We start from the raw sequence: 19,461 nt of genomic DNA, 5'->3' as shown, positions 1-19,461 counted from the left end.
TGTGTTGCGTCGGCCCCCGGCCTTTCCGGTGGGCGTTATCGATGACGATGGGGAATTCCTACTTAAGATCACGCGTCCGGTTATCGAGGCTGATAAACAACTGCCATCATGCGGTTTTAGTATTATTTGTACATTGGTAGTTACAGAATATATCAACGAAATCCGCGCGACGGTATCAGTTTTGGATCTGGTGAGAGCAACGGGCCGGCGGATAGCGCACTTCAACGGCGGGCGAGTGACGGAGCGAATCGGCGGTCAGGGAAAGAGGGAACGCGCCCGGTAGGTCGGGCCGCGCGTCCGCGTCGGGAGGCCGGAGGGGCGTCAGCGCTCGCGTTCACGCGTCTTCGAGGTTACAGGCCCGGACCGAGACCGCGTCTCGGAACGCTCCCGCTCGCGGTCGGCGGCCAGCAAGCGGTCGAGCCGACGCTCGAACTCGGCGTCCGTGAGCTCGCCCTCGACGTAGCGGTGTTTGAGGCGCTCCACCGGCGCGGTCGCGTCGTCAGCGACGCCCGCCGCCGACGCGTCGCGCTCCGCGGCGATGCGATCGGCGAGGTAGCCGCCCAGCGCGCCGCTACCGACGACGTACGCGGCGCCGACGAGCGTGAGCGCGAGGACGCCGACGGTCGCCGCGGGCGACACCGCGGCGGCGATCCAGACCGCGAGGAACGTCAGCGGCAGCGACAGCAGCGCGACCAGCGCGCCCGTCGCGGCCCCAATCTTCGGGCCGCGGGGCGCCTCGGCCTCGTCGGTCCAGCTCGCCACGCCGGCGCCAATCGCGGGCGCAACTAAACCGACGACGGGCAAGACGCTCACGAGCACCGTGACTCCGGCGCCGACGCCGGCGCGCGCGGCAAGATCGGAGAGGCGAGCGATCATCGAGCGATCCCCGCGGGCCTCGGCGGTCGTCATCGCCGGTGCTCCCAGTGTCGGATCGATTCGTCCGTCCGGTGCCGGCGCGGCGCCGTTCGTGTGCTCGCACCCGCGCCACGACAGCGATGTGTCATCAATATCACTACGTGACGCGAAATCAAAAACGCGTCGGGGAGGCCGGCTTGGTGGCGAATCGAGACAGCAGAACCGGCTAGAGGGCGCCTCGTTTGTCACCGATCGCGCAGGCGCGACAGTTCCGATTCGGGGATCACGAACTCCTGTGTTCCGGGCTCGTAAACGACGAGGCTCCCGGCGACAAGCGCCATCGACGCTGCGAGCAGTCCGGTGTTGATTAACAGCAGCGCCTCGGCGTTCTCGAACTCCGTCCGGAAGGCGACCGCGGGCGTCCCGACCGCCGCGATGACGACGAGTCCGAAGCCGACAGCCAGGTACGCCATTGCCGTGCGGCCGGACGACCGATACGCCGCGACGGCAAAGGCGACGAGCGTCGCGCTTGCGCCGGCCAGCACGGTGGTCGTCACCAGGTACAACCCCTCGATGAACTCCATACACCTCCTGCTCGAACGGCGGTCATAAACCCACGGGGGTGGGTATCAGCGGCGATAACACGGCGGACCGATTCGAGTCGCCGAACTGCCCGTGGTCCCATACCGTGCGCCAGATCACAGGGGTTGCCACCCGGGGCACTCACCGGTACCGTTATAAGATACAAAATCAGTCTCGATAACGTGAATGGTGGGGGACGATCTGATCACCGTACTCGGTAACAAATACAACACGGACATCCTGACGGCGACGAGCGACCCGAAGTCGGCGCAGGACCTCAGCGATCAGCTGGACGTCCCGATCGCGACGTGTTACCGACGGATCAACGAGTTAGAGGAGGCGGACCTCCTCGAACTACACGATCGCCCGCTCTCGGATGAGCACCGGCGCGTGAAGGTGTACCGTCGGAAGGTCGACGGAGTCGAGGTCGACTTCCGCGACGGGCTCACGGTCGAGGTAGAGGAGCGGTCGGCGGTGAAGAATCGCCTCGATGACGTCTGGCGCGACCTCTCAACACGAGAGTAACGCCGTTCCCCGGCGGTTCCCGACCCGTCAGAACGACGGCTGGTCGTCGGAGCCGCCCATCATCGAAAAGCCGCCCGCGCGCTCGTGGACGGTGATGCCGCCCTGTCCGATTTCCATCGGGAAGATGTCGGTGTCGATGTCCTGTTTCCGCATCTTCGCGACCCACACGTAGCGGTTGACGCCCGAGTCGGTCGGCGTCTGGATGAAGTAGATGTTCCCGTCCGTGAGGAAGTTCTCCAAGCCGACCTCCGTGTCGGGGAAGACGGCGCCCTGCTCGTTGATGAGCAGCGAGGTGAGCCCGTTCGCCTTGAGGATGTCGGAGAACTTCAGCAGGTACGTGCGCTTCTCCTGTTCGGCGTCGAAAAACAGCTGGAACATCGACAGCGAGTCGAGGACGAGCCGGTCGAACTCCCCGTCCTCGACGGTGTCGAGTAGCCGGTCGACCGCGGTCGAGAAGTCGGTCTCCCGGAGCATCTCGCGTTTGTCGAGGATGACGATGTCGCCGTCGTCGACCATCTCGTCGAACCCCTCGAAGCCGACGGACTCGGCCGCGCCGCGGATGTCCGCCTCGTCCTCCTCAAAGGAGACGTAGACGCCGCGCTCGCCGTGTTCGGAGACGCCGTGGTGGAGGTACTGAATCCCGAAGATGCTCTTGCCGGTGCCCGGGTTCCCCGAGACGAGGACCGTCGACCGCTGGGTGATGCCGCCGGTGAGAATGGAGTCGAGCCCCTCGACCCCGGTGGAGACGAGTTCTGACATTCGTCTCCCCTTACACGGCCGGAGTATATAAAAGACGGTTCGGTACACCGAGCGAACGGACGGCGACAGTTTTATCTCTCGACACGCCGCCCGTTCGTGTATGCCCGGTGAAGCGTGTCCGGTCGCTCCCGGCGGTGATCGACGGTGACCGATCCGTCGATACTCATCGTGGAGGACGAACCAGACATCGCGGCGCTGTACGCCGGCTTCTTAGAGGAGCGATACGCGGTCGACGTGGCCGAGACCGCCGCCGACGCGATAGACCGCGTCGACGCTACCGTCGACGTGGTGCTCCTCGACCGCCGCCTCCCCGACGGGAGCGGCGACAACGTCTTGGGACACATCCGCGAGGAGGGGTACGACTGCCGCGTGGCGATGGTCACCGCGGTCGAGCCCGACTTCGACATCATCGACATGGGGTTCGACCTGTACCTCACCAAGCCGGTTGGCCGCAGTGAGCTGCTCGCGGCCATCGATACGCTGCTCACGCGCAGCGAGTACGACGAACTTATTCAGGAGGCCGCCGCGCTCGCCAGCAAGCGGGCCGTGCTCAACTCCCAGAAGCCGGCCGCCCAGCGCGAGGGCAGCGAGGCGTACACCGAACTCGTCGACCGGCTGGCGGAGTTGGACGCCGACATCGATGACCTCGGCGAGTTGCTGTCAACCGACGACTACCGCGCGATGTTCCGCGACCTCGGCGAGGCCTGACGCGACGCCGCCCGGCGTTCCCGCAGTGGGACCGACCCGCGATCCACCGCTCGCTCGATGCTCCCGACGCGGCGCCGAACGCGACAGCGTTTCTTCGTCGCTCGCTCGCGCGCGATCCGAACGTTACCGCGCTCCGACAGAAAACGTCTATCGTGCTCCGACCGAGAGCGACTGCCCGAACCCGCCGACTGGGGCGGGATACCGAACGAAGTTTGAACGGATCCGAGGCGGACTCCGAACGGATGTTGTCCGGTCGTTGAAGAATCTATATCCCCGCCGTCGACCTCGTCGGGGACATGACGCGACGAGACGCGCGATGGCCGGCCCGGGCGTTCGGTCGCAGCGCGACGACGGCAGTATCCGCGGGCGCAGCGGCCGTTGCGGGCGTGGTTCAAGTGACCGCGATCCCGAGGTAGTGTATGATCGACGTTACCGAACAGCGCGACGCGCCGCTCGCGGCGGCGGCCGGCGCGGCCGCGGGCTCGTACCTCGCCACGGGGTGGACGCCCGCGTTCGTGGTCAGGCCGGTCGACCAGGCGATCGTCAACCTGAAGCGACGGCCGAGCGGGTTGCCGCGGGCGGCGCGGCGGCCGGACAGGCTCAGGAGAGCTGTTCGCCGACGATCCGGTCCGCCTCGGCGAGGAACGCGTCGCGCTCGTCGGTCGGAATCGTCGCGCCCGCGGCCACATCATGGCCCCCGCCGTCGCCCCCGACGACCTGGCTCGCCTCGCGCATCACCGCGGACAGGTCGAGCCCCCGTCTGACGAGCGCGTGCGAGCCGCGCGAGGACACCTTCAGCTCCGTCGCGCTCTCCTCGGCGAAGGCGATTACCGGCTTCGAGCGGTCGACCGCGGGGGAGCCGACCGCCATCCCTGCGACGATGCCCACGATGGTCTCGCGGATGCGGGATCCGGCGTCGAACCACTGGAGGTGCTCCTTGTGGGTGACGCCCTCGTTTTTGACCCACTGGAGCCCCTCGGAGAGGTTCTGCCGGTGGGTGCGGAGCAGCCGGCGCGCCTCCGCGAGGGCATCGCCGCGGTCGCCGAGACACACCGCGAGCCCCACGTCGCCGCGCTCGTAGCGCGCGGTGGCGTTGAGCAGGGTCGAGAACTCGCTGACGTCGCGCAGCTCGGTGCCGGGCTTCTCGTCGACCAGCGTGTAGGCGGTGCCGACGAGCGCCTCGATCCGGTCGGATGGGACGCCGGAGGCGACCGCACGGCGCATCAGCGCCGACGCGAGAGTCCGTCGCTCCCCGCCGTCGAGGTCGACCCAGCGCCGCCACTCGCCGTCGCGTTTCACGTCGACGTCGAGGTCGGTGAGGAAGGCGATCGCGCCCGCCTCGTCGTTCGAGACCCCCGGGATCTTCACGTCCGAGGCATACTCCAGGAACTTGGGGAGCGGGCGGGTCTGTCTGCCGTACAGGTCGAGGTCGGTCTGGGCCTCCAAGACGCCGGCGTCGACGCCGTCGGCGACGATCGACTCGTTGGCGCCGACGAGTCCGCCGTCCGAGTCCTGCATGTCGCCGACCGCGCCGACGACCGCGAGCGCGGCGAGGTCGCGGTTGTCGCCGTTCGGTCCCTCCAGCGCGCGGGCGAGCACGTAGCTCGCGCCGGCGCCGGAGAGCTCGCTCGCGCCGTCGATCCCCTCCAACAGGGGATTGAGGTGGTAGCGCGTGTCGCGGTCGGCCGGCTGGTGGTGGTCGGCGATGACAGGGACGAAGTCGCCGCGCTCCTCGTGGTCGGCGATCACGTCGAGCTGGCCGGATCCGAAGTCGGTGAAAAGCACGACGTCGAACTCGCGGGCGGCGACGCCGGCGATCGCGTCGGCGTCCAGCTGCTTCTCGAAGACGACCTCGTGGTCGATCCCGGCCCGGGCGAGCGCGGTCGAGGCGACCGCGGCGCTCGTGATACCGTCGGCGTCGATGTGCGACGCGAGCAGCACCCGGCCGGCCTCGCGCAGTCGGTCGGCGCAGTCGGTCGCGCGGTCGGCGAGGTCGGGGACTGGGGCGGCGACTGCCATTACCACCGGTTGGCGCCCGACCGGTCATAAACGCACGCTTCGGCGGGGCGAGCGCGGCCCGGATGGCCCGACGCGGGGCCTACGCGAGCCCGGCGCGGCGTGGCCCCGGTCCCGGCGACGCCCGGCGTCACCGGCGAAGGGGCATCAATTGCCGTAACTGACAGTTATAGCAGTTTGCAGACGTATGAGCAACAAACATGACACGTGGGTTTTCCACCCGGAGCCTCCACGCCGGCGCCGAGCCCGACTCGGCCACCGGCGCCCGCGCCACGCCGATCCATCAGACCACGTCGTACGTCTTCGACGACGCGGACACTGCGGCGGAGATGTACGCGCTCCGGGCGGAAGGCCACATCTACTCCCGGCTCTCGAATCCGACGGTGAACGTCTTAGAGGACCGGATCGCCGACCTCTCGGGCGGGTCTGACGCGGTCGCGACGGGCTCGGGGATGGCCGCGTTCGACGCGATCACGACCGTCCTCGCGAGCGCGGGCGACAACGTCGTCGCCAGCTCCGAGATGTACGGCGGGACCGCCGCGTACCTCACCAGCATCGCGGACCGCCGCGGGATCGAGACGCGGCTCGTCGACACGCTGGACTACGAGGCGTACGCGGACGCGGTCGACGACGACACCGCGTACGTCCACGTCGAGACGATCGCGAACCCCTCGCTCGTCACGCCCGACTTCGAGCGGCTCGCCGCGATCGCCCACGAGCACGCGGTGCCGCTCGTCGTCGACAACACGTTCGCGACGCCGTACTGCTGCCGGCCGTTCGAACACGGCGCCGACATCGTCTGGGAGTCGACGACGAAGTGGATCACGGGCAACGGCACCACCGTCGGCGGCGTCGTCGTCGACGGCGGGCAGTTCCCGTGGGACCACACAGACGCCGACTACGACGAGTTGGACGGGGAGTCGCCCGCCTATCCCATCGACTTCGTCGAGCAGTTCGGCGACGCCGCGTTCGCCAACGTCGTCCGCCAGCGCGGCGTCCGGCCGACCGGCGGCCAGCAGTCGCCCTTCGACGCGTGGCAGACGATCCAGGGGCTCAACACGCTCCCCTTGCGGATGGAGCGCCACTGCGAGAACGCGCGGGCGGTCGCCGAGTTCCTCCGCGACGACGAGCGCGTCGACTGGGTGAGCTACCCCGGCTTCGAGGACCACGAGAGCCACGACAACGCCGCCGAGTACCTCGACGGCTTCGGCGGGATGGTCACCTTCGGCGTCGACGGCGGCTACGAGGCCGCCAAGACGTTCTGCGAGTCGGTCGAGCTGACGAGCTTCCTCGCGAACATCGGCGACGCGAAGACGCTCGTCATCCACCCGGCCTCCACGACGCACGCGCAGATGGACGAAGATCAACAGCGGCACGCCGGCGTCTACCCCGAGATGCTCCGGCTCTCGGTCGGTATCGAGGACCCCGAGGACGTGATCGCCGACCTCGACGCGGGGCTGGCGGCGGGCGAGCGTGCGGTCGGAGCCGAGGAGGGGAGCTGAAATGAGCGCCGTCCCGACGGACCACGGGGTCGCCGAGCTCGGCGAGTTCACCTTCGAGTGCGGCCAGTCGGTCCCCGACTTCGAGGTCGCCTACGAGACCCACGGCGAGTTCGACGGCGACAACGTCGTGCTGATCTGCCACGCGCTCACGGGGAGCCAGAACGTCGCGCGGTCGCCCGAGCCGGAGCGCGACGCCGGGACGGCCGGGCAGGCCCGCGCGTGGTGGGACGACGTGGTCGGGCCGGGGAAGGCCATCGACACGACCGAGTACTACGTCGTCTGCGCGAACGTCCCCGGCTCCTGTTACGGGACCACCGGCCCCGCCAGCGAGCGGCCGGCGGACCTCGATTTGCGCGAGGAGCCCGACCACGACCGGTGGGGGACCGCGTTCCCGCCGGTCCAGGTCGAGGACTGGGCGCGCGCGCAGCGCCGCCTCCTCGACCACCTCGGGGTGGGGCGGCTGCGCGCTGTCGTCGGGGGCAGCGTCGGCGGGATGAACGCCCTGGAGTGGGCGAAGCGGTACCCGGACGACGTCGACCGCGTGGTCGCCATCGCGACCGCGGGGCGGCTCGACGCGCAGTGCCTCGCGCTCGACGCGGTCGCGCGTCGGGCGATCCGCGCCGACGCCGACTGGAACGGCGGCGACTACTACGGCGACGACCGGCCGGACCCGACCGAGGGGCTCGCCATCGCCCGACAGATCGGGCACGTCATGTACCTCTCGAAGGCGTCGATGGAGCGGAAGTTCGGGCGCCGGTCGGCCGGTCGCGACTCCTTGACGCGCGAGGACGGCGACCTCGGGCTGCCGCCGGAGCCGACGGCCGGCTTCTTCCCGTACCGCGAGGTGGAGTCGTACCTCGACTACCAGGCGGAGGGGTTCGGCGACCGCTTCGACGCGAACAGCTACCTCTACCTCACGCGCGCGATGGACGAGTACGACCTCGCCGCCGGCCACGGCACCGACGCCGGCGCGCTCGGCGCGTTCGAGGGCGAGGCCCTGCTGATGAGCTTCACCGCCGACTGGCACTTCACCGTCGAGCAGTCCGGGTCGCTCGCCGACGCCTTCCGCGAGACGGGCGTGCCGGTCGCGCACCACGTCGTCGACTCCGACCACGGCCACGACGCGTTCCTCGTCGAGCCCGAACACGTCGGCCCGCCGGTCCGAGACTTCCTCGCGGACGGCGTTGACGGCCGCGCCGTCTCCGACGAGGGCGGCGACGACGGCGACGACCCCCGGCCCGCCTCGGACCACGCGCCCGTCCACGCGAGCCTGTTCCGGGGATAGTCTCTTTTTTGATGGAACGAGTGCGGTGGCGCGTGCCGACGAGCGGCCGAAGGCCGCGAGTCGCACGCGCGAGGGAGGTCGGCCGACTGTAGGGAGGCCGACGAGGCTGGGGAGGCGTGAGGCGCGGCCGCTGTGCGGGGCGGGACTCGAAGGGGCAGTCGCGAGGACGAAGCACGGCGACGTAAGCAGCGTGGCGCGACGCGCCACGGGCAGCCGGCGGCGGAGCCGCCGGCGGCACTGGAAGGAGCGAACGAAGTGAGCGACTGAAGCGCGTGGTTCGAGAGAGCAAAGCTCTCTCGTCATCCCGAAAATCCTCGATTTTCGGGCGACAACGAGCCGCGCGAGTCCTCACGACAGGGGCTTCGGCGGTGTTCTCCGTGGCGGCAGCTACGTATTATCGAGTAACTGAAACTTTGGCGGTGTTCTCCGTGGCGGCAGCGACATCGCACCGATCAGCGTCGGGGTCGCCCGCGTCCTACAATCACGATCAATCATGATAACGTTCATAGTTCCCGACCGCGTGGTGTGAGAGGTATGCCAGGCGGACACGCTCAGACCCTGCGACCGTTCATGTGGCGCGCGGAACGACTGTACCCCGACACGGAAATCGTCTCGCGCACCCACGAGGGGCGGACGCGGCACACCTACGCCGAGTACGCCGGCCGGACCGCGCAGCTGGCGAACGCCTTGGACGACCACGGGATCGAGCGCGGCGACCGCGTCGCGACGTTCTGCTGGAACCACACCCGGCACTTCGAGACGTACTTCGGCGTCCCGAACACGGGCGCGCAGCTCCACACGATCAACCCCCTGCTGCCGGACGAACACATCCGGTACATCGTCGACGACGCGGACGACGAGATCGTCTTCGTCGACCCGTCGCTGGCCGAGAAGATCGCGGGCGCCGCGGAGGGCGCGGAAGAGTTCGAGGGCGTCGACTTCGTCGCCATGGGCTCCGAGGGGATCGACGCGCTCGACGCGCCCGCCTACGAGGAGTTCATCGCGGACCACTCGACGGAGTACGACTGGCCCGACCTCGACGGCGACCAGCCCGCCGGCCTCTGTTACACCTCCGGCACGACGGGGAAGCCGAAGGGCGTCGAGTACACCCAGTCGATGCTGTGGAGCCACACGATGGCCTCCCAGACGCCGCAGGGGATCCCGATGGAGGACTCCGACGTGGTGATGCCCGTCGTCCCGATGTTCCACGTCAACGCGTGGGGGATGCCGTTCACCGCGGCCGCCGCGGGCGCGAAGCACGTCTACCCCGGGCCGTCGCCGGACCCGGCCGACCTCGCGGCGCTGATCGAGGAGGAGGGCGTCACCATCTCCGCGGGCGTACCGACCGTGTGGCTCGGCCTGCGCGAGTACATCGAGGGAGGCAACGAGGTGGACCTCTCGACGCTCGACACCGTGATCATCGGCGGCGCGGCCGCGCCGCAGGCGCTGATCGAGTGGTACGACGAGCGCGACGTCGAGGTGCTCCACGCGTGGGGGATGACGGAGCTGTCGCCGATCGGTACCGTCTCGCACCTCAAGGATGACCTGCGGGACGCCGACTACGAGACGCAGGTGAACAAGCGCTCGAAGCAGGGCCTCGTCGCCCCCGGACTGGAGTTCGAGGTCATCGACGAGAACGGCGAGGAGATCGCGTGGGACGGCGAGGAGTTCGGCGAGCTCCGCATCCGCGGCCCGTGGGTCACGAAGGAGTACTTCAAGCGCCCCGAGGCCAACGAGGAGGAGTTCGTCGACGGCTGGCTGAAGACCGGCGACGTGGTCACCGTCGACGAGGACGGCTACATGCAGCTCGTCGACCGGACGAAGGACGTGATCAAGTCCGGCGGCGAGTGGATATCGAGCGTCGAGTTGGAGAACGCGATCATGGCGTACGACGGCGTCAGCGAGGCGGCCGTCGTCGGCGTGCCCCACGAGCGCTGGCAGGAGCGGCCCGTGGCGTTCGTCGTCGTGGCCGAGGGCGTCGACCGCGAGGCCCTCGTCGACCGGATCGAGTCCGGCCTCCGCGACGACTACCCCAAGTGGTGGGTGCCCGACGCGGTGGAGTTCATCGACGAGGTACCGAAGACCGCCACCGGGAAGTTCTCGAAGAAGGACCTGCGCGAGCAGTACGGCGACCAGTCGCTCGTCGAGGGCGCCGTGCCGGAAGACGACGCCCCCGACGGGGAGTAACGCGCCGCCGCGCGCAGCGAGCGCACCGTGCGCTCGCCCAGACTTCAGTCGTCGCGGTCGCCGATCACCCACTTGTGCGAGTAGCTCTCGCCGCACGTGCAGTGGGCGTACGCGTGGACCACGTCGCCCTCGGCGTAGAGGCCGCCGACCTCCTCGTTCTGCGCCTCCACGAACGCGAAGACGAACCGGATCGCGTGGTCGTCGGCGTCGGCGTCGTCCGCGACCGGGCACGCCCCGTCGTCAAGCGAGCGCGCGATCTCGCCGTCGGCGTCCATCGCCGTCTTCGCGAACTCCATCGCGCCCATGCCCGTGCCGGCCTGGAACGCGGACCGCCCGGTCTCGCCGTCGAGGATCAGTCGCACGCCGCCCGCCGTCTCGGTCCCGACCGCGCGCAGCCGGGAGTCGTCGTCAAGGTACTCGTCGCTCAGGTAGAAGACCACGTCGTCGAGCCGCTCGCCCGCGAGGAACTCGTCGAGGTTGCTCATGGCGGTCGGAGGCGCGTGAGCGGTAAAAGGCGTGCGAGTCGGCCCGAGCGCCGAGCGGGCCCTTCCGACCGGAGGCGGCGCGCGTCGCGGTCGACCGACCGGCGAGATCCGGCCGGACCCGTGCTAAATCATGTAGAATCGGGGCAACTGTTAAGACGTATCACGGAGATCCGTCGCGTGATGAGTGCGAAAACCCGATCCGGCGACCGGCTCGCTGAGTGGGCACAGCTGGTCGACGAGGACGTTCCGGAAGAGCTCCGCGAGGAGCGCTCCGCCGACGGATAACTTTCACCCCGCTTCGCGAAGGCTTTAGGCCGACGGCGGCGAAGCACCGCCGATGGCGACCGAGGCCGCCGGGATCGACAGGGATCTGCTCGTCGACGGGTTCTTGCAGCGACGCCGGTACCAGCTCCAGCTGGCGGACGCCGCCGCCGACGAACACACGCTGGTCTGTCTGCCGACCGGCCTCGGCAAGACGACGGTCAGCCTGCTCGTCACCGCCGAGCGGCTCCGCGAGGCGGGCGGGAAGGCGCTCTTTTTGGCCCCGACCAAGCCGCTCGTCCAGCAGCACGCAGACTTCTACCGCGAGGCGCTGCAGATTCCGGACGACGAGATCGTCGTGTTTACCGGCGACGTGAAGCCCGCCGACCGCGCCGCGCTGTGGGACGACGCGCGGGTCGTGATCGCGACCCCGCAGGTCGTCGAGAACGACCTCGTCGGCAACCGGATCTCGCTCGCGGACGTGACGCACCTCACCTTCGACGAGTGCCACCGCGCGACCGGCGACTACGCGTACGTCTACATCGCGGAGCGGTACCACGCCGACGCGGCCGACCCGCTCGTCACCGGCATGTCCGCGTCTCCGGGCGGCGACACCGAGGAGATCGAGACGGTCTGTGAGAACCTCGGGCTCGGCAACGTCGAGGTGATGACCGAGGAGGACGCGGACGTCGACGAGTACACGCACGACACCGACGTCCAGTGGGAGCAGGTCACCCTCCCGGACGAGGTCCTCGCGATCCGCGACGCGCTCAACGAGGTAATCACGGACCGGTTAGAGAAGCTGAAGCGGCTCGGGGTGACGAACACGACGAACCCCGACCTCTCGCAGAAGGACCTCAACAAGATGCGGGGGCAGCTGAAGCAGATGATGGACAACGACCAGTCTGACGGGTACAAGGGGATGAGCACCCACGCCGAGGTGATGAAGCTCCGGCGCGCGACCGAGCTGGTCGAGACGCAGTCGGTCGAGTCGGTCCGGCGCTACTTCGAGCGCCAGCGCGAGGCCGCGCGCTCCTCGGGCGCCTCGAAGGCGAGCCAGCGGATGGTCGCGGACCCGAAGGTGCGCGAAGCGATGCGGAAGGCGGCGTCGTTCGACGGGCTCCACCCGAAGTTCTCGAAGGCCCGGATCCTGCTCGCCGAGACGCTCGGGATCGACGGCGGCGAGCGCGCCATCCTGTTCACCGAGTCGCGCGACACCGCGGAGGCGCTCGTGGACTTCCTCTCCGCGAGCTTCGACGTGCGGAAGTTCGTCGGGCAGGGCGACAAGGACGGCTCCGACGGGATGACCCAGAAACAGCAGCAGGAGACGCTCGACGAGTTCAAGGCCGGCGAGTTCGAGGTGCTCGTCTCCACCTCCGTCGCCGAGGAGGGGCTCGACGTGCCCGAGGTCGACCTCGTCTGCTTCTACGAGCCCGTCCCGACCGCGATCCGGTCGATCCAGCGCAAGGGCCGAACCGGCCGGCAGGCCGAGGGGAAGGTGGTCGTCCTGATGGCCGAGGACACCCGCGACGAGGCGTTCTTCTGGATCTCGCGCCGCCGCGAGAAGGAGATGGCCAGCCAGCTCGCGGAGCTGAAAGCGGCGACCGACGACATCGAGGACTCCGTCGGCGACGACGGACAGGCCGGCCTCGACGCGTTCACAAACGAGTCCGGCGGGGACGCGGAGTCGACCGAGGACGCCGGCGGCGAGGGGGAGACCGGCGCGGACGACGGCGGCGACGCCGGCCTCACCGACTTCGCGGAGGCGGTGCGCGAGAGCGACGAAGGCGACGGGGACGCCACCGGCGAGAGCGAGGAGGCCGCAGCCGATTCCGACGACGACGGCGTCGTCGCGACCGCCGGGGTCGAGGACGGCGTCGAGGTCGTCGTCGACCAGCGCGAGCTCGACTCCTCCATCGCCAAGGACCTCTCGACGCGCGACGGGCTCGTCACCCGGCTGGAGACGCTCGCGGTCGGCGACTACGTGCTCTCCGACCGGGTCGCCGTCGAGCGCAAGTCGGCGGCCGACTTCGTCGACTCCATGCTCGACGCCGACCGCTCGATGTTCGAGCAGGTCGGCGAGCTCTCGCGGGCGTACGCCCGTCCCGTGATGGTCGTCGAGGGCACGAACCTCTACGGGCAGCGCGACATCGATCCCAACGCGATCCGCGGCGCGCTGGCGTCGCTCGCGGTCGACTTCGACGTGAGCGTGCTCCGCACCGAGGACGAGGGGGACACCACCGAGCTGCTCGCCACCATCGCCGGGCGCGAGCAGGAGACGCGCGACCGCGAGGTGAGCGTCCACGGGGAGAAGACGACGAAGACCCGCGCGGAACAGCAGGAGTACGTCGTCTCCTCCATCGCCGACATCGGTCCCGTCACCGCCCGGTCGCTCCTGGAGCACTTCGGCACCGTCGAGGCCGTGATGACCGCGCGCGAGGCGGACCTCCTGGAGGTCGACGGCGTCGGGCAGGTGACCGCGGAGCGCATCCGCGAGGTCGTCGGCAGCGAGTACGAGTAGCGTTGATCGAGGGGACGAACGACAACAGCGGCGAAAGAATATTGTATACGAGGTAGTATACGAGTAGACATGAGCAAGAGCATCCGCGTCGACGAGGAGACACACGCCGCGCTCGCCTCACTGAAAGGCGACGACGAGACCTTCGACGACCTGCTGACGCGGTTGCTTCGCGAGCGCCGCGAGGATATCCGGTCCGGGGCCGGCCTGTGGGAGGGAAGCGACGCGCCGGAGCGCGCCCGAGAGAAACGCCGGGAGATGAAACGCGGGGTCGACTCGCGGTGACCCTGTACGATAGTAGCGTCCTCATCGATTACCTCGCGGGACGATCCTCCGCCGTCGAGTATGTCGAGTCTCACGCTGACGAGCGTGCGGTCGCACCGCCGCTCGTGCTGTTCGAAGTGTATCAAGGAGAGGTGTTCAAGTCGGGAGCGACGGACCTCGGCGCGGTCGACGAGGCGCTGGACTGGATAGATGTGATCGATACGTCGGCGGCAGTCGCTCGCGAAGCGGCGGTGCTTCAGGATGCGCTCCGTGATCGAGGAGATCCCCTCGCGGCCCGCGACGCTTTCATCGCGGGGGCCGCCGTCGCACAAGACGAACGGCTCGCCGTGTCGGACACCGACTTCAACGTCGACGGGATTCGTGACGCACCCGATTTCGATTTCGTCTGAAGGGGCTCAGTCGAACCCGCTCACCAGCGTCACCACCCACTGCCCGAGGTCGTACTCCGCGCGGACCTCCACGCGCGTCACCCACTTCACCCACTGGAAGCCGCGGCGGTCGGGCGCGACGAGCCGCGCCGGCGCGCCGTGGCCGTGCGAGAGGCGCTCGCCGCCGACGTGCGTCGCGAGCAGGGCGTCCTCGGCCTCCTCGATCGGGAGGCTCCAGCGGTAGCCCGTCACGGACGTGAACCGGACGTACGCCGCGTCGTCGTCGAGGTCGCCGGCGGCGTCGAGCAGGTCGCCGACGCGGATCCCGCCCCACTCCTGGACCGTGTACCAGCCGCTCGTACAGTCGAGCAGCGCCTCCGTCTCGTGGCCCGCCGCCAGTTCGTCGGCGGTCAGCTCGACGGGGTCGCTGACGAGCCCCGCGACGGTCAGTCGGTAGTCGTCGCGGTCGATGGGGTCCGGGTCGTCGGCCACCCACGAGGTGATCGGGAAGGCGCCGTTGCCCGCGCCCTCGCGCGGCTGCGAGCCGGTGAACCGGCGGTCGGCGCCGGCGGTGTCGAGCGCGTCGTTGACCCCCTGCTGGACCCGGTAGGTCGCGCCGCCGGCCGCCAGCAGCGCGAAGTAGGTGACGGCGGTGCGCCGGCGCTCGAAGTCGACGCGGCGCGGGAGCCGGAACCGAGTGGACGCGTGGGCGGCCACGAGCGGGACCAGCGCGAGGCCGAACCCGACGTGAACCGAGAGCAGCGTCCAGTAGGAGATCCGCACGTCGAGGCCGAACACCCACGCGACCCCGGTCCCGATGGCGCCGACGGCGGCGACGAGCGTCAGGACGGAGAGCGCGGTCGACCGCCGCCACAGGTTCGGGTCGGTGAGCCGGCGGCGCACGCGCGCGAGCTTCCACGCGAGCAGCGCGACGATGCCGACGCCGAGCGCGCGGTGGAGCCAGAACAGCGGCCACCCCTCGGGGACGCCGACGGTGAACGAGACCAGCCCGGTGAGCGCCTCGGCGACGACGAACGCGAACAGCGACCAGTCGACCGCGCGCGGCGGCGGCTCTACGCGGTCGAGCGCGGTCCGGAGGCGGTCCGTCGCGGCCATCTACGCGCGATAGGCGCTAGCGAGACAAAAGGGTACAGCCCGCGGCGCGCCGTGACTCACAGCTCGTACACTTCGCCGTCGACCGCCAGCGGCTCCGCGAACGCCTCGTCGGCCGGGTAGTAGTGCGCGAGGTGGACCAGGCGGGTGCGGTCGGCGTCGAGCTCGTCGGCGAGCGCGAGCGCCCCCTCCCGGGTCATGTGCTTCGTGCCGAAGGTCCGCGGGACGCCGTCTGGCCCCTCGTGGCGCCCGCCGATCGGGTGGTGTTCGCACAGCGACGCGGGGACGATGGCGTCGGCGAGCAGGAGGTCCGCGCCGGCGAGCGCGTCGCGGGAGCGCTCCGGCACGTCGTAGCTGGTGTCGCCGGTGAGCGAGAGCGTCGCGCCCGTCTCGGGGTCCTCGATCACGACCCCGTAACAGACGAGCGGCGGGTGGTCGACGGGGACGAACCGCACCTCGAAGCCGCAGGTCTCGAACGGCTCGAACGGGTCGCGGGCGTGGACGCCGATCCGGTCTTCGAGGTAGTCGTACTTGCGCCGGATCGTCTCCGCGACGCTCTCGTCGGTCGCGGGGTCCGTCTCGTTCGGCGCGTGGACCGGGAGCCCGTCGACGAGCCGGTAGACGTTCCCCAGCCCGTCGAGGTGGTCGAAGTGGATGTGCGTCACGAGCCCGGCGTCCGGGAGGGGGACGTCGGCCGCGAGGAACTGCTGTCTGAAGTCGGGACTGAAGTCGACGAGCAGCGACTCGCCGGTGCGCTCGTTGGCGACGTGGACGGAGAAGCGCGACCGCGACACCCCGCGCTCGCGGGCCGCCTCGCAGGTGTCGCAGTCGCAGCCGACGGTCGGCGTCCCCGTCGTGTCGCCCGTCCCGAGGAGGGTGACCCGCATGGGACGGGATGCGCGGGCCACGGCCTTAGCGTCCGCGGTCGAGGCCGCCGCGACCGGCGACCCGGGGCGACCGCGTCGCGCTCGCACCCCGGACGTATAACTCCGCGCCGCCCCGATCCGAACCGTGCACACCAGTCGTACCCTCACCCTCGCGCGGCTCCCCTCTGGCGTACCGATCCGGACGACCGTCCACGCGTACGGCGAGGGGCGGCTCGTCGACGGCGACGACGGCCCCGTCCTCGACGCGCCGGGCGACGGTCCCGTCGTGTACGCGCAGGCGGCCCAGCACGGCCGCGAGGTGAACGGGACGGCGGTCCTCCGGCGCCTCCACGACCGGCTCACGGGCGACGCGGCGGAGGGGTCCGGTACCGGCGACGCGGAGCGCGCCGACGGACCGAGCGCCGCCGACCTCGACGGGACGCTCGTGACGGTGCCCGTCGCCGACCCACTCACCTTCGACCGCGCCTCGTACACGACGCCGGAGTCGCTCGACTCGCGGCAGCCGAACATGAACCGCTGTTGGCCCGGCGACCCCGAGGGGTCGCTCCACGAGCGGATGGCGTCCCGGCTCTGGGCGTTCGCGAGCGAGGCGGACGCGATCGTCGACCTCCACACCGGGTCGCCGTCGATGGCGACGCACACGGTGTACATGCGCGGCGACGACGCCTGCCGCGGGCTCGCGGAGGCGTTCGGCACCGACCTCCTGCTCGCGGAGGCCGCGGGCGACGACGCGGACACCGAGTGGGACGAGCGCGGCTTCGCCGGGAAGCTCCGCGTCGCGGCCACGCGCGAGGGGATCCCGACGATCACGCCCGAGCTCGCCCACAGCAAGGAGATCGTGCCCGGGGCGGTCAAGACCGGCGTGGCGGGAACCCTCGGCGTCCTCCGACGCGAGGGGCTGCTCGGCGGCGAGCCCGACCCGTGGGACGGCGTCGTGGCGCGCAACCACCTCGGCCGCGTGATCGCCGACGACTCCGGGCTGTTCGTCCCCGAGCCCGACCTCGCCGTCGGCGACCGCGTCGCGGCGGGCGAGCGGGTCGGCGAGGTGTTCGACCCGACGACGTTCGAGACGCTCCAGGTCGCGCGGGCCGACCGCGACGGGATCGCGTACTCGGTCGCGCGGGAGGCGACCGTCACCGCGGGCGCGACGCTCGTCGGCGTCGCGGAGCGGATCGGCGGGGAGTAACGGGGCGGCCGGCGGGCGAAACCGAGGGGCTACGGCCGGCGGACGCGGATCCGTCCGTCGGCGGCGACCGTCACGAAGAGCCGGTTGCGGACCTCGCGGCCGCGGACCGCGTCGCCCGCGCGGTCGCCGATCGACTTCATCAGCTCGGGCGCGGTCTGGTTCACCTTCACGCCCGCCTCGTCGCAGGCGTCGTACACGCGCTTGGGCGCGTCGTAGAGGTCGGTCCCGGCGTCGATCTCGACGCGGACCGGGGCCGACAGCGCCTCCGCGAACGCGACCGTCTCGCGGGCGCGCTCGACGTTGTCGCGGGCGCTCGCCTCGACGCTGGAGACGTTCGCCCGCGAGGTGCCGAGGCGGTCCGCGATGTCCGACTGCCGGAGCCCGCGCTCGCGGAGCGCCAGCACTTCGGCCTGCCGACGGGTGAGCACGCTCTCGTCGGCGTCGAAGCCGGCTCGCTCCAGGATCGAATCGGCGTCGACGTCCGCCGGATCCGGCCGCTCCTCGTCTGCCACCATGTGGTCACCGACGGGCCGGGCCGTCAAAAAACGGCGGATTCGCGGGCGGGCGGAGACGGGCGCGTGTCGCGCGGAGAATCGACGGCGTCCGGACTGTCCGTGGGGCGGGGCTCCCCCGGGACGCCGTCACTTGCCCCAGAAGTTCTCGCGGCTGCCGAGCCGTTCGCGGTCCGGGCGGTCGCGGCGGCTGCGCTCGTCGTCCGCGTCCTCGTCGTCCCCCTCGTCGCCGTCCGCGGCCTCGCCGTCGGACTCCTCGTCCGGGTCGTCCGGGAGGCGCTCGACCACTTCTTGCGCCGTCGCGTGGCTCGACTTCACGCGGTGGATCTTGACCTCGGCGCGCGCCGGGGGAAGCAGCCCGTCGACGAGGACGATGAACCCGTCGTCGGTGCGGCCGACGCCGGCGCCGCTCTCGTGGATGTCGTCGACCTCGACGACGACCGCCTCGCCGGGCTGGACCGGCTGCTGTTTCAGCTCGTAGATCGGCATGTCGTAGTGGTTACACCACTCCGCGCCGCCTTTGTTGCCGTAGTGTTGACACCCCATCCCCTGGATCCGTTCGTCGAAGCTGGGGCAGTCGTCGGCGAGTGGACAGTCCGCCATACCGTAGGGGAGACCGGCCGCCGTTGTAAACGTTTTCGACTCTCAGACCGAAGTTCGCGAAAACGGCCGATTCACGCGGGCGAGCGGCGGCTGCTTCGAGACGGGGAGAGAGCGGGGAGCGCGGCGGGGCGCGGACCCCGGCGGCCTCACAGGAACTCGCGGACCTCGGAGTACCACATGTCGTGGTGGTCGACGGCGTCGAGCGCGTCCGCGACGTCGACCGCGATGGCGTGCCAGCAGCGCTGGTCGGGGTCGTCGGCGTCGAGGTTGTACGTCGCGTCCGCGCAGTTACACTCTCCCCCCTCGACGACGTACTCGTCCTCGTGGCCCACGACGACGGTGAAGTCGCGGTAACGCTTCACGCGACCCTCGCCGACCGCCTCGATGGCGCGCTGTCCCCGGTCGCCGTGGGCATCGACGATCGCCGCCGCGATCGGGCCGGTCAGCTCTCCGGCCTCGTCGATCGCCGACCGCCAGTCGTCGACCGGCTCCATGGCCATCCGTTCTCGGGCGGTCGGTTAAACAGCGTCGGTCAGATCGGACCGGATCGAATCGGCTCGGAACGGAGCGGAGCGTGCGCCCCGACGCGGGGTTTCAACGTGGTCGGGTTCGGCCCGCACCAGCTCCCGATGACGACCCAGCCGCTGCTGCTCGGCGGGCACGTCCGGGTGGGCTTAGAGGACAACCGGAACTACGAGCGGGGCGAGCCGGCGACGAACGAGCAGTTAGTGGCGCGGGCGGCGCGGCTCGCCGAGGAACTCGGGCGGCCCGTGGCGACGCCCGAGCAGACGCGGGAGCTACTGGGGCTCCGGGGTCGGTAGCCC

20 protein-coding genes and 1 pseudogene are annotated in these 19,461 nt (G+C 70.1%); 10 read left to right on the top strand and 11 right to left on the bottom strand.

What is annotated here, in order from left to right; all coding sequences use genetic code 11:
• Nucleotides 1-321 precede the first annotated feature (321 nt).
• Together DVK06_RS08595 and DVK06_RS08590 are read right to left on the bottom strand one after the other, a co-directional pair.
• The gene (locus tag DVK06_RS08595) at nucleotides 322-909 is read right to left on the bottom strand and encodes an SHOCT domain-containing protein (RefSeq protein WP_121599987.1); all 588 of its coding nucleotides are present in this window, start codon (nucleotides 907-909) and stop codon (nucleotides 322-324) included.
• A gap of 191 nt (nucleotides 910-1,100) precedes the next feature.
• Entirely contained in the window at nucleotides 1,101-1,439 is a 339-nt protein-coding gene (locus DVK06_RS08590) for a hypothetical protein (protein WP_121599986.1), read from the bottom strand.
• A gap of 184 nt (nucleotides 1,440-1,623) precedes the next feature.
• On the opposite strand from DVK06_RS08590, the gene DVK06_RS08585 reads away from it, so the two are divergent.
• Nucleotides 1,624-1,962: a helix-turn-helix domain-containing protein gene (locus tag DVK06_RS08585; protein WP_121599985.1), complete on the top strand. Its 339-nt coding sequence runs from the start codon at nucleotides 1,624-1,626 to the stop codon at nucleotides 1,960-1,962.
• A 27-nt stretch (nucleotides 1,963-1,989) separates the two neighbouring features.
• Here DVK06_RS08585 and DVK06_RS08580 read toward each other — a convergent pair whose 3' ends face one another.
• Nucleotides 1,990-2,721, bottom strand: coding sequence for an ATPase domain-containing protein (locus DVK06_RS08580; protein WP_121598121.1), 732 nt, complete (start codon nucleotides 2,719-2,721; stop codon nucleotides 1,990-1,992).
• Between the two features lie 144 nt (nucleotides 2,722-2,865).
• Between DVK06_RS08580 and DVK06_RS08575 the strand changes: the two genes are divergently transcribed.
• A complete protein-coding gene (locus DVK06_RS08575; protein ID WP_121599984.1) occupies nucleotides 2,866-3,429 on the top strand; it encodes a HalX domain-containing protein in 564 nt (187 codons plus the stop codon).
• Between the two features lie 391 nt (nucleotides 3,430-3,820).
• Here DVK06_RS08575 and DVK06_RS18655 read toward each other — a convergent pair whose 3' ends face one another.
• Nucleotides 3,821-3,976: a hypothetical protein gene (locus DVK06_RS18655; protein ID WP_158600068.1), complete on the bottom strand. Its 156-nt coding sequence runs from the start codon at nucleotides 3,974-3,976 to the stop codon at nucleotides 3,821-3,823.
• 53 nt (nucleotides 3,977-4,029) lie between these two features.
• Nucleotides 4,030-5,448 (bottom strand): DHH family phosphoesterase, encoded by a 1,419-nt coding sequence (locus tag DVK06_RS08570; RefSeq protein ID WP_121599983.1) that lies wholly within the window; start codon nucleotides 5,446-5,448, stop codon nucleotides 4,030-4,032.
• A gap of 197 nt (nucleotides 5,449-5,645) precedes the next feature.
• Here DVK06_RS08570 and DVK06_RS08565 point away from each other — a divergent pair, with 197 nt between their 5' ends.
• The 3 genes from DVK06_RS08565 to DVK06_RS08555 all read left to right on the top strand — a co-directional run bounded on the left by DVK06_RS08565 (nucleotide 5,646) and on the right by DVK06_RS08555 (nucleotide 10,419).
• Nucleotides 5,646-6,947, top strand: coding sequence for an O-acetylhomoserine aminocarboxypropyltransferase/cysteine synthase family protein (locus DVK06_RS08565; RefSeq protein ID WP_121599982.1), 1,302 nt, complete (start codon nucleotides 5,646-5,648; stop codon nucleotides 6,945-6,947).
• Nucleotide 6,948: 1 nt separating this feature from the next.
• Nucleotides 6,949-8,232: a homoserine O-acetyltransferase gene (gene metX, locus DVK06_RS08560; RefSeq protein WP_121599981.1), complete on the top strand. Its 1,284-nt coding sequence runs from the start codon at nucleotides 6,949-6,951 to the stop codon at nucleotides 8,230-8,232.
• A 534-nt stretch (nucleotides 8,233-8,766) separates the two neighbouring features.
• On the top strand, nucleotides 8,767-10,419 hold the full coding sequence (locus DVK06_RS08555) for a long-chain fatty acid--CoA ligase (protein ID WP_121599980.1): 1,653 nt from the start codon (nucleotides 8,767-8,769) through the stop codon (nucleotides 10,417-10,419).
• A 44-nt stretch (nucleotides 10,420-10,463) separates the two neighbouring features.
• On the opposite strand, the gene DVK06_RS08550 is transcribed toward DVK06_RS08555, so the two are convergent.
• On the bottom strand, nucleotides 10,464-10,904 hold the full coding sequence (locus DVK06_RS08550; protein WP_121599979.1) for a DUF5807 family protein: 441 nt from the start codon (nucleotides 10,902-10,904) through the stop codon (nucleotides 10,464-10,466).
• A gap of 337 nt (nucleotides 10,905-11,241) precedes the next feature.
• On the opposite strand from DVK06_RS08550, the gene DVK06_RS08545 reads away from it, so the two are divergent.
• From DVK06_RS08545 to DVK06_RS08535, 3 genes are all read left to right on the top strand, one after another.
• Nucleotides 11,242-13,686: a DEAD/DEAH box helicase gene (locus tag DVK06_RS08545; RefSeq protein ID WP_121599978.1), complete on the top strand. Its 2,445-nt coding sequence runs from the start codon at nucleotides 11,242-11,244 to the stop codon at nucleotides 13,684-13,686.
• A gap of 69 nt (nucleotides 13,687-13,755) precedes the next feature.
• Nucleotides 13,756-13,968 (top strand): antitoxin VapB family protein, encoded by a 213-nt coding sequence (locus DVK06_RS08540; RefSeq protein WP_053770444.1) that lies wholly within the window; start codon nucleotides 13,756-13,758, stop codon nucleotides 13,966-13,968.
• Entirely contained in the window at nucleotides 13,965-14,357 is a 393-nt protein-coding gene (locus DVK06_RS08535) for a PIN domain-containing protein (RefSeq protein ID WP_121599977.1), read from the top strand. The genes DVK06_RS08540 and DVK06_RS08535 overlap by 4 nt, the downstream gene beginning before the upstream one ends.
• Nucleotides 14,358-14,363: 6 nt before the next feature.
• Here DVK06_RS08535 and DVK06_RS08530 read toward each other — a convergent pair whose 3' ends face one another.
• Together DVK06_RS08530 and DVK06_RS08525 are read right to left on the bottom strand one after the other, a co-directional pair.
• Entirely contained in the window at nucleotides 14,364-15,452 is a 1,089-nt protein-coding gene (locus DVK06_RS08530) for a molybdopterin-dependent oxidoreductase (protein WP_121599976.1), read from the bottom strand.
• Between the two features lie 56 nt (nucleotides 15,453-15,508).
• Entirely contained in the window at nucleotides 15,509-16,336 is an 828-nt protein-coding gene (locus DVK06_RS08525) for an MBL fold metallo-hydrolase (RefSeq protein ID WP_053770441.1), read from the bottom strand.
• Between the two features lie 124 nt (nucleotides 16,337-16,460).
• On the opposite strand from DVK06_RS08525, the gene DVK06_RS08520 reads away from it, so the two are divergent.
• The gene (locus tag DVK06_RS08520; RefSeq protein ID WP_121599975.1) at nucleotides 16,461-17,522 is read left to right on the top strand and encodes a succinylglutamate desuccinylase/aspartoacylase family protein; all 1,062 of its coding nucleotides are present in this window, start codon (nucleotides 16,461-16,463) and stop codon (nucleotides 17,520-17,522) included.
• Nucleotides 17,523-17,551: 29 nt separating this feature from the next.
• Here DVK06_RS08520 and DVK06_RS08515 read toward each other — a convergent pair whose 3' ends face one another.
• The 3 genes from DVK06_RS08515 to DVK06_RS08505 form a co-directional block, all read right to left on the bottom strand.
• Nucleotides 17,552-18,037: a Tfx family DNA-binding protein gene (locus DVK06_RS08515; RefSeq protein WP_053770439.1), complete on the bottom strand. Its 486-nt coding sequence runs from the start codon at nucleotides 18,035-18,037 to the stop codon at nucleotides 17,552-17,554.
• A 126-nt stretch (nucleotides 18,038-18,163) separates the two neighbouring features.
• Nucleotides 18,164-18,637 carry a TRAM domain-containing protein gene (locus tag DVK06_RS08510; RefSeq protein ID WP_053770438.1) on the bottom strand — a complete coding sequence of 158 codons (474 nt, stop codon included), beginning with the start codon at nucleotides 18,635-18,637 and terminating at the stop codon, nucleotides 18,164-18,166.
• Between the two features lie 146 nt (nucleotides 18,638-18,783).
• Nucleotides 18,784-19,131: a hypothetical protein gene (locus DVK06_RS08505; RefSeq protein ID WP_053770437.1), complete on the bottom strand. Its 348-nt coding sequence runs from the start codon at nucleotides 19,129-19,131 to the stop codon at nucleotides 18,784-18,786.
• 96 nt (nucleotides 19,132-19,227) lie between these two features.
• Here DVK06_RS08505 and DVK06_RS19675 point away from each other — a divergent pair.
• A pseudogene (locus tag DVK06_RS19675) lies at nucleotides 19,228-19,458 on the top strand (3-keto-5-aminohexanoate cleavage protein); the annotation flags it as partial.
• Between the last annotated feature and the right edge of the window lie 3 nt (nucleotides 19,459-19,461).

The organism is Halorubrum sp. Atlit-28R (assembly GCF_003665955.1).
GTDB lineage: Archaea > Halobacteriota > Halobacteria > Halobacteriales > Haloferacaceae > Halorubrum > Halorubrum tropicale.
Note: the sequence above shows the minus strand (reverse complement) of the source record. Positions and strands in the feature narration are given on the sequence as shown.

Bases quoted from the DNA above. Each gene is read 5' to 3' on its own strand.
- DVK06_RS08510 (WP_053770438.1), bottom strand. From the start codon at position 18,637: ATGGCGGACTGTCCACTCGCCGACGACTGCCCCAGCTTCGACGAACGG.
- DVK06_RS08550 (WP_121599979.1), bottom strand. From the start codon at position 10,904: ATGAGCAACCTCGACGAGTTCCTCGCGGGCGAGCGGCTCGACGACGTG.
- DVK06_RS08555 (WP_121599980.1), top strand. From the start codon at position 8,767: ATGCCAGGCGGACACGCTCAGACCCTGCGACCGTTCATGTGGCGCGCG.
- DVK06_RS08525 (WP_053770441.1), bottom strand. From the start codon at position 16,336: ATGCGGGTCACCCTCCTCGGGACGGGCGACACGACGGGGACGCCGACC.
- DVK06_RS08540 (WP_053770444.1), top strand. From the start codon at position 13,756: ATGAGCAAGAGCATCCGCGTCGACGAGGAGACACACGCCGCGCTCGCC.
- DVK06_RS08590 (WP_121599986.1), bottom strand. From the start codon at position 1,439: ATGGAGTTCATCGAGGGGTTGTACCTGGTGACGACCACCGTGCTGGCC.
- DVK06_RS08530 (WP_121599976.1), bottom strand. From the start codon at position 15,452: ATGGCCGCGACGGACCGCCTCCGGACCGCGCTCGACCGCGTAGAGCCG.
- DVK06_RS08505 (WP_053770437.1), bottom strand. From the start codon at position 19,131: ATGGAGCCGGTCGACGACTGGCGGTCGGCGATCGACGAGGCCGGAGAG.
- DVK06_RS08570 (WP_121599983.1), bottom strand. From the start codon at position 5,448: ATGGCAGTCGCCGCCCCAGTCCCCGACCTCGCCGACCGCGCGACCGAC.
- DVK06_RS08545 (WP_121599978.1), top strand. From the start codon at position 11,242: ATGGCGACCGAGGCCGCCGGGATCGACAGGGATCTGCTCGTCGACGGG.
- DVK06_RS08565 (WP_121599982.1), top strand. From the start codon at position 5,646: ATGACACGTGGGTTTTCCACCCGGAGCCTCCACGCCGGCGCCGAGCCC.
- DVK06_RS08580 (WP_121598121.1), bottom strand. From the start codon at position 2,721: ATGTCAGAACTCGTCTCCACCGGGGTCGAGGGGCTCGACTCCATTCTC.
- metX (WP_121599981.1), top strand. From the start codon at position 6,949: ATGAGCGCCGTCCCGACGGACCACGGGGTCGCCGAGCTCGGCGAGTTC.
- DVK06_RS08585 (WP_121599985.1), top strand. From the start codon at position 1,624: ATGGTGGGGGACGATCTGATCACCGTACTCGGTAACAAATACAACACG.
- DVK06_RS08515 (WP_053770439.1), bottom strand. From the start codon at position 18,037: ATGGTGGCAGACGAGGAGCGGCCGGATCCGGCGGACGTCGACGCCGAT.
- DVK06_RS08595 (WP_121599987.1), bottom strand. From the start codon at position 909: ATGACGACCGCCGAGGCCCGCGGGGATCGCTCGATGATCGCTCGCCTC.